The sequence below is a fragment of the Ensifer sp. LC11 genome (genome assembly GCF_001695835.1).
Taxonomy (GTDB): Bacteria; Pseudomonadota; Alphaproteobacteria; order Rhizobiales; family Rhizobiaceae; genus Ensifer.
In genome coordinates, this window is sequence record NZ_MBSO01000013.1 from 140,537 (window position 1) to 146,853 (window position 6,317).

General features: G+C 60.3%; 4 protein-coding genes. 3 read left to right on the forward strand and 1 reads right to left on the reverse strand.

Annotated features, from left to right (window positions below; translation table 11 throughout):
* Positions 1 to 131 precede the first annotated feature (131 nt).
* The 3 genes from BBX50_RS12100 (at position 132) to BBX50_RS12110 (ending at position 5,166) form a co-directional block, all read left to right on the forward strand.
* Positions 132 to 839: a glutathione binding-like protein gene (locus BBX50_RS12100; protein ID WP_065775568.1), complete on the forward strand. Its 708-nt coding sequence runs from the start codon at positions 132 to 134 to the stop codon at positions 837 to 839.
* Positions 840 to 927: 88 nt separating this feature from the next.
* Entirely contained in the window at positions 928 to 2,151 is a 1,224-nt protein-coding gene (locus BBX50_RS12105) for an FAD-dependent oxidoreductase (protein WP_065775569.1), read from the forward strand.
* A 216-nt stretch (positions 2,152 to 2,367) separates the two neighbouring features.
* On the forward strand, positions 2,368 to 5,166 hold the full coding sequence (locus BBX50_RS12110) for an EAL domain-containing protein (RefSeq protein ID WP_065775570.1): 2,799 nt from the start codon (positions 2,368 to 2,370) through the stop codon (positions 5,164 to 5,166).
* Positions 5,167 to 5,295: 129 nt separating this feature from the next.
* Here the strand turns inward: BBX50_RS12110 and BBX50_RS12115 are convergent, their stop codons facing one another.
* Positions 5,296 to 5,745, reverse strand: a complete 450-nt coding sequence (locus tag BBX50_RS12115) for a hypothetical protein (protein ID WP_065775571.1) — start codon at positions 5,743 to 5,745, stop codon at positions 5,296 to 5,298.
* Positions 5,746 to 6,317: the final 572 nt, after the last annotated feature.

Consider the following 6,317-nt stretch of genomic DNA (forward strand, 5'->3'; position numbering starts at 1 on the left):
AACACTCCGGCGGAACAGCTTGTGTTGTTCAAGGGCTATAAAAATTAGGGTAGGGCCCTCACAAGGCGCACCCTCCGCTCCTATGTAAGGTACGCCAACGGCGTTCCTGCCGTTCTTCCCAGGAGACCTTCATGGCCGATCTTTCCACCTTTCCGATCACCAAGCGCTGGCCGGCGAAAAACCCCGATATCATCCAGCTTTATTCGCTGCCGACGCCGAATGGCGTGAAGGTCTCGATTGCGCTCGAAGAGCTGGGTCTCTCCTACGAGCCTCATCGGATCGCCTTCGATGCCAACGAACAGAAATCGCCGGAGTTCGTCTCGCTCAATCCGAATGGTCGCATCCCCGCGATCATCGATCCCAATGGTCCGGATGGAAAACCGATCGGCCTCTTCGAGTCCGGCGCGATCCTGATCTATCTGGCCGAGAAGACCGGCAAGCTGCTGCCGATCGATGCCGCCGGCCGCTACGAGACCATCTCATGGGTGATGTTCCAGATGGGCGGCGTCGGCCCGATGTTCGGCCAGTTCGGCCATTTCTTCAAGTTTGCGGCCGACAAGGTCGCCAACAATTCCTATCCGGTCGAGCGTTACCGTGACGAATCGAAGCGTCTTCTCACCGTGCTGGAAGCGCGTCTTGAGGGGCGGCAATGGCTGATGGGTGACGACTACACGATCGCCGACATTGCGACCTACCCCTGGGTCGAGGGCGCGCGCCGGTTCTATGGCGGTGCCGAGGTCCTCGACTACAAGAGCTTTCCGAATGTGATGGCCTGGGTCGAGCGTGGCCTGTCGCGCCCGGCGGCTTTAAAGGGCATGGAAGTGCCGCGTAAGGAATAGCAATGGTGATCGCCCTGTGCCTGAGTTGACGAAGCTCGGGCACAAGGCTAGGCCTTGCTGTACAGACGAATAAGAAGCAGGTGAAAGCGTGTCGGGAAGGCTTGTTGTTGTCGGTGGCGGTCAGGCCGCCTTTGCTCTGGTTGCGAAGCTCCGTGCCTTGAAGGACGAGCGGCCGATCACCATCGTTGCGTCCGAAGCAAGTCTGCCCTACCAGCGCCCGCCGCTTTCCAAGAAGTATCTGCTGCGCGAGATGAGCCTTGATCGGCTGCTCTACCGGCCGGAAGCCTGGTACGGCGAGCACAATGTCGACATCCGGCTCGAAACGATGGTGACCGGACTTGATCGTGCCGGCAAGCGCGTGACGCTCAGCGATGGAACCTCGCTCGAATACGATGTGCTCGCCTTTGCGACGGGCGCCACACCGCGCCGCCTGCCTGCCTCCGTTGGCGGCGAACTCGACGGCGTGTTCGTCGTGCGCGACTTCCAGGATGCGGATCGCCTCGCCGAGGAAATGAAGCCTGGTCGCCGCGCGCTTGTCGTCGGCGGCGGCTACATTGGCCTTGAAGCGGCAGCCGTCGCCCGCACCTGCGGGCTTGAAGTGACCGTCATCGAGATGGCCGACCGTATCCTGCAGCGCGTTGCCTCGGCGGCAACATCGGGCATCGTCCGCGGCATTCATCGCGCCCGTGGCGTCGATGTCCGCGAAGGCACCGGCCTCAATCGCCTCGTCGGCGAAAGGGGCCGCGTGATTGCAGCGGAACTCTCGGATGGGTCCACCTTGCCCGTCGACGTCGTGATTGTCGGCATTGGCGTCACCGCCAATGATCGTCTCGCGCACGACGCCGGCCTGGAGACGGCGGGCGGCATCGTCGTCGACGCCTACGGACGAACTGCCGACCCGGCGATTTTCGCCATGGGCGATTGTGCGGTGCTTCCTTTCGAGAATCTGCGCATTCGGCTGGAATCGGTGCAGAACGCCGTCGACCAGGCTGAGGCGATTGCGGCGATCCTTGCCGGCAGCGATGCCCCCTACGATCCCAAACCCTGGTTCTGGTCGGATCAGTACGATGTCAAACTGCAGATCGCCGGCTTCGGTCTCGGCCATGACGAAACGATCGTCAGGCCGGGGCAGCGCGAAGGCAGCGTCTCTGTCTGGTATTTCAGGCAGGGGCGGTTCGTCGCCGTCGATGCAATCAATGATGCCAAGGCCTATGTTACGGGCAAGAAGCTGCTCGAAACCGGCGTCAATCCCGATCGGGCCGCCATCGCCGATCCGCAATCGGACCTCAAAGCGTTGCTTTCGCCGGCATAGGTCGCGGAACCACGCGGGGCAGCGCTCTACGCCGACTGCAACTTAGAGATGGCTCGCCTTCAATTTTCATTAACGACGAAACTATTGTTTCGCCACGCACCTGTGCGCTGGAACCACGATTTATCATTTCCTTAAATCACCAGACGCCAACACAAGGTCGCTAAACTGGAGGCGAGAGGTCTCGTTTCCCGGCGTTTTTGATTTAGGCGATTGGCGATGTTCAAGGTTCTTACCTGCCTGGTGGTCGAGCATAATCCGAAGCTGGTCGTTTTGGCCGCGCTCGTCTGCTTTCTTTCGAGCTATGGTGCCGTGACCTTGCTTCAGCGTGGGCGTGCTTCGTCCGGCAAAGCGAAGGCGATCTGGGCAACGGCTGCCGGCATCGCCAGCGGCTTCGGCATCTGGGCCACCCACTTCATCGCTATGCTCGCCTACGACCCCGGCGTCGTCCTCGGTTATCAGATGGACCTCACCGGTCTGTCGCTTGCCGTCGCAATCATCCTGACCACGACGGCTTTGCTGATCGCGACCCATGTACAGGATCGCCTCGGCTGGATCGTTGGCGGCTTCGTTCTCGGCGGCGGCGTCGCCTGCATGCATTTTCTCGGCATGGCGGCGCTCGATGTACCCGGCAGCATTCGCTGGGATGCAACCCTGGTCGTTGCCTCGATCGTCGCCGGCTCGCTGTTCGACATCGCGGCACTTCGCACGATCGCCCGCGTCGGCAGCCCGCTGAAAGCGAAGATTGTCGCTACCCTGCTCATGACGCTCGGGATCGTCGCCCTGCATTTTACTGCGATGGGGGCCGTGACGATCGAAGCCGATCTGCTTGCTCCGAGCCACGAAGGTTTGATCCAGCCGCACCTGCTGGCCTTCGTCATCGCCGGTACCGCCTTCTTCCTCTTGTCGATGGTGCTGATTGCCGCCGGCTTCGCCCATCATGCCGAGCTCTCCGCCGCTGCGGCCGAGCGGGAGTTCGCCCGCTTCGTGCGCAGCGTCAAGGACTACGCGATCTACATGCTTGACGTCGACGGCCGCGTGGCGAGCTGGAACGCCGGCGCCGAGGCGAACAAGGGCTATCGGGCCGAGGAGATCGTCGGCAAGAACTTCGCCTGCTTCTATTCGGAAGCGGATCAACGCGATGGCGTGCCGCAGAAGGCGCTTGAAGTGGCTCTCGGCAACGGCAAGTATGAAAACGAAGGCTGGCGCTATCGCAGGGACGGCTCCCGTTTCTGGGCCCATGTGGTAATCGACCCGTTCCTCGATGAGGAGGGCAGGCACGCCGGCTTCATCAAGATCGTCAAGGATATCACCAAGGCCAAGGTCGATGCCGATCGGATCGCCGAAGTCAGCAACAATCTCGACGTTGCGCTCGAAAACATGTCGCAGGGCATCTGCCTGTTCGACAGCAGCGACCGTCTGCTTCTGTCGAACCGACGTTGCCGCGAGATTTTCGGCTTCTCCGAGACGCTCGCCGGCCAGGGCCTGACGTTCCGTGAGATCCTCGATATCGTCTTCGTCCGCATCTACTCCGATCCGGCGATCGCGAAGGCCAAGGCCGAAGAACTCTATCAGAAGCACCGGATCGAAATGGTCGGCAAGGGCGGCGGCGATATCGTCGAGAAGCTCGCCAACGGCCGCTCGATCCTAACCAAGCATCGCACGCTTCCCGATGGTGGCTGGGTCAGCACCTATGAGGACATTACCGAGCGGCTCGACACCGAAGAGCAGATCACCTTCCTGGCACGCCACGACAGTCTGACGGGCCTGCCAAACCGCCTGCAGTTCAGCAGCTATCTCGAGGAAGAGCTGGACGCGGCCGCCTGGTTCAACCGCAAGGTTGCGGTCATCGGCATCGACCTTAACAAGTTCAAGGAAGTCAACGATCTGCATGGCCATGCCGCCGGCGATTTCGTGCTGGTGACGATTGCCCAGCGCATGAAAGGCCTGCTGCAGGAGGGCGAGTTCGTGGCCCGCTTCGGCGGCGACGAATTTGCTGCGGTTAAGCGCTTCGAGGAACTGGCTGAACTCAACGACTTCCTGCGCCGGATCGAAAAGAGCCTGCATGAAGAAATGCGTTTCGGCGATTTCGAGCTCAAATCCGGCGGCAGCATGGGCGTCGCCATCTATCCGCAGGATGCGGAAACGGCGGACACCCTGATCAACAATGCCGACCTCGCCATGTACCGGGCGAAGGCGGCACTCAACCAGACGGTCTGCTTCTACGAGGTATCGATGGACGAAGCTGCACGTCAGCGGCGCTCGCTTGCCAACGACCTGTGGGACGCGGTCGAAAAGAAGCAGCTTGCCTTGCACTACCAGGTGCAGAAGTCGGTGATGACCGGTGTCGTCATCGGCTACGAGGTGCTTCTGCGCTGGAACCATCCCGAACGCGGCATGGTGCCGCCGAGCGAGTTCATCCCGCTGGCCGAAGAGTGCGGCGCTATCCTTCCGATCGGTGAATGGGTTCTGCGCGAGGCCTGCCGCGAGGCAGCAGGCTGGGAAAGCAACCACAAGATCGCCGTCAACCTCTCACCCGTCCAGCTTGCCAATGGTGATATCGTCAGCCTGGTGCAGGATGTTCTGGCGCAGACCGGTCTCGATCCGAAGCGGCTGGAGCTGGAAATCACGGAATCGACGATCATCGACGACAAGGAACGCGCGCTGCTGACGCTGCGGCAGATCAAGGAACTCGGGGTCACGATCGCGATCGACGATTTCGGCACTGGATATTCCTCGCTCGAAACGCTCCGCTCCTTCCCCTTCGACAAGATCAAGCTCGACAAGAGCTTCATGTGGGAAGTGGAGGGCAGTCCGCAGGCCAAGGCGATCGTTCGCGCCATCCTGGCGCTCGGGCAGAGCCTGTCCGTGCCGGTTCTGGCCGAAGGCGTCGAGACGCAGAAACAGCTCGACATCCTGCAGGCCGAGGGTTGCGACGAGGCGCAGGGCTATCTGCTGGGGCGCCCGGCCCCAATAACACTGCTGTTTAGCGGTGACGACGAAGCAGCGGCCGCCTGATCGCCAACTCCGCCCAACCGCAGAGAGCGCTCACCGCGATCGCCACAGAAGGCGGTCGCGCAAAATTCTACGGTCTTCTTGTCTCAGTTTCGCTCTCGGCGCGTCCGCAGACTGCCAGCGGCAACTGTACTATTGGCGCAGCGGCGTTCGACCCGCAACGTCCACGAGGAAGCGCGGGAAGAAGAAGACACCGAGGATCGTGCCCGAGTAGCGCTGTTCGAGACCCGACGATTCTCCGATGCAGAACAGCGGCTGTTTCTGGCCGGATTCTTCGAGTGCGATTGTCGTTGAAAAGCAGAAGGATGAGCAACTCGTTGCGGCCTGTTCGAAAAGTTCGAGCACGTGGTTGCGATCGGCCGGGTCATAGCAGCGGACGAAGTTGAGAAGCCCGCATTCGCCGTCGCGCAGGCCGTGGATGGCCGCGGCTTTCTCGCCAAGGCGAAACAGGCCGGTCGACAGATCGCCGGACCAACCCTCCGAGACGCAGAACTGCTCCAGGAATTCAGGATGTGGAAGGCCGGGATGTGGCTGTCCCGGAGAGCCGAGGGGAACGGAATTTGCTCTCGTGATCTTGAACACGGTCTACCCCAGCAGAGTTCCCGGAGCCCGTCTTTGACGTTCCAGGAAACACGTCCCAATGTGCAAATCCGGCCCAACATGACCAATACGAGAGAACACGCCACGTCGCGTGGGTGTTTCTCAAATGGAAAGGTCGCTAGATAGTGATGAAGCTCGCCAGCGAAATTATTTCGAAGGAGAGTGTCGGCTTAATTTGCGATTAAATACTATTGTTCTTTTCGTATATTCTCGAAGAGATCCCGGATAGGCAGATAATACGAAAAAGCCCCGGCGATTGGCCGCTTGCCCTTGGTCTGCCACCAGTCTCCCGTGAATCTCCGCTCACTTGGGGCGCTGTTATAGTTCGTTTTTTTTCGACTTCAACGGTTTTTTGAAGCCGGATTACAACCGGCAGGAATTTTCTGCGGAGAGATTGGCGGGATGCTCCGTCAGTTCCAAACGGCATTGATAAAAAACAAGTCATGACCTCCACCAGAGGTGGAGGTTTGAAACGCTGCGCTTGAACCGCTAGAAGCGGTTTTGCTATAGGTTAGTAGCTACGGTTAAAGAGGTCGGCAAAGTCGGAAGCTTTG